This window comes from Dyella kyungheensis, assembly GCF_016905005.1.
GTDB classification, from domain to species: domain Bacteria; phylum Pseudomonadota; class Gammaproteobacteria; order Xanthomonadales; family Rhodanobacteraceae; genus Dyella; species Dyella kyungheensis.
The window spans coordinates 1-1,225 of the sequence record NZ_JADIKC010000022.1; the positions used below are offsets into that span (position 1 = coordinate 1).

Here is a 1,225-nt window from a genome sequence, read left to right on the forward strand (position 1 = left end):
TGCGGCTTCAGCCGGTCAACGCAACACATTGCTGGAATCGTTCGGCCGGTGTTTCAAAGTTCAACGTTTGGCGCGGTCGCTCATTCAACTCCCGGGCCACGGCGTCGAGTTTAGCCTGCGAGTAGCCCGATAGGTCGGTGCCTTTGGGGAAGTACTGGCGTAACAGGCCGTTGGTGTTCTCGTTCGAGCCACGTTGCCACGGATGTTGCGGGTCGCAGAAATAGACCTGGATATCCGTCGCCAACGTGAAGCGCCGGTGCTCGCCCATCTCCTTGCCACGGTCCCATGTCAGCGATCGATAGAGTTCCCGAGGCAACTTGTGGGCATGTTTGATCAGCGCATCGATCACGGTCTTGGTGTCTTTACTGGGCACCTTTACCAACATGACGTAGCGGGTATGGCGCTCCACTAACGTGGCGATCTGGCTGTGATGGCTGCCCATCAGCAGATCGCCTTCCCAGTGGCCGGGCACGGCGCGATCCTCGACCTCAGCCGGACGTTCCCGGATCGACACCATGTTGCTGAGTTGGCCGTGGTTGGTTGACTTCTGCGTGTGGTGACGCGATCGACGTAGGCTGCGAGGGCGGCGCAGGTGCGCTAATAGATCCTTTTTCAAGGCACCACGGGCTTGGATGAAGAGACTGCGATAGATGGTCTCGTGCGACACCTGACGCTCCTCATCGCCATGGGATTGCTGCTTTAGCCACCGGGCAATCTGCACCGGCGACCACCGCCGTTGCAACTTGGCGGCCACGAGTTTAGCCAGCACACGATGCGTACGTAGCTTGCAGGGCTTAGGGCGGCGTGCGCGTTCCCAGGCCCATTGGTCTGCCTGGTTGGCTCGGTAGCTATCGCGGTCGCCATTGCGCCGGATCTCGCGGCTGATGGTGGAGGGGGCTCGATGGAGATGCTCCGCGATGCAGCGGAGCGACCGGCCAAGAGCCACCGAGCGGGAGATCTCCTCCCGCTCAGCAAGCGTCAGTGCACGGGTGGACCGATGGCGCGGCGGTGGCCGAATGCCACCAGTGCGCACCAATACCTGGCGTATCGACGAGTGGCGGGTGGCCAACCGCTGCGCGATCCGATGTAGCGACTCACCTTGCTGCCATCGGTCCCATATCAGGGTCCGATCCGCGTCTGTGAAATGCTTCCGGGGCATAGCCATGGGCAACACTCCTCACGCTTGGGCGTCTATAGTGTGTTGCGTTGACCGGCTGAAGCCGCA

The 1,225-nt window shown here is 61.5% G+C and carries 1 protein-coding gene; it reads right to left on the reverse strand.

Annotated features, from left to right (window positions below):
• Positions 1 to 7: 7 nt before the first annotated feature.
• Positions 8 to 1,159 (reverse strand): IS30 family transposase, encoded by a 1,152-nt coding sequence (locus ISP20_RS21425; protein WP_204638243.1) that lies wholly within the window; start codon positions 1,157 to 1,159, stop codon positions 8 to 10.
• Positions 1,160 to 1,225 lie beyond the last annotated feature (66 nt).

Coding starts and splice junctions, on each gene's coding strand:
- ISP20_RS21425 (WP_204638243.1), bottom strand. CDS start 1,159: ATGCCCCGGAAGCATTTCACAGACGCGGATCGGACCCTGATATGGGAC.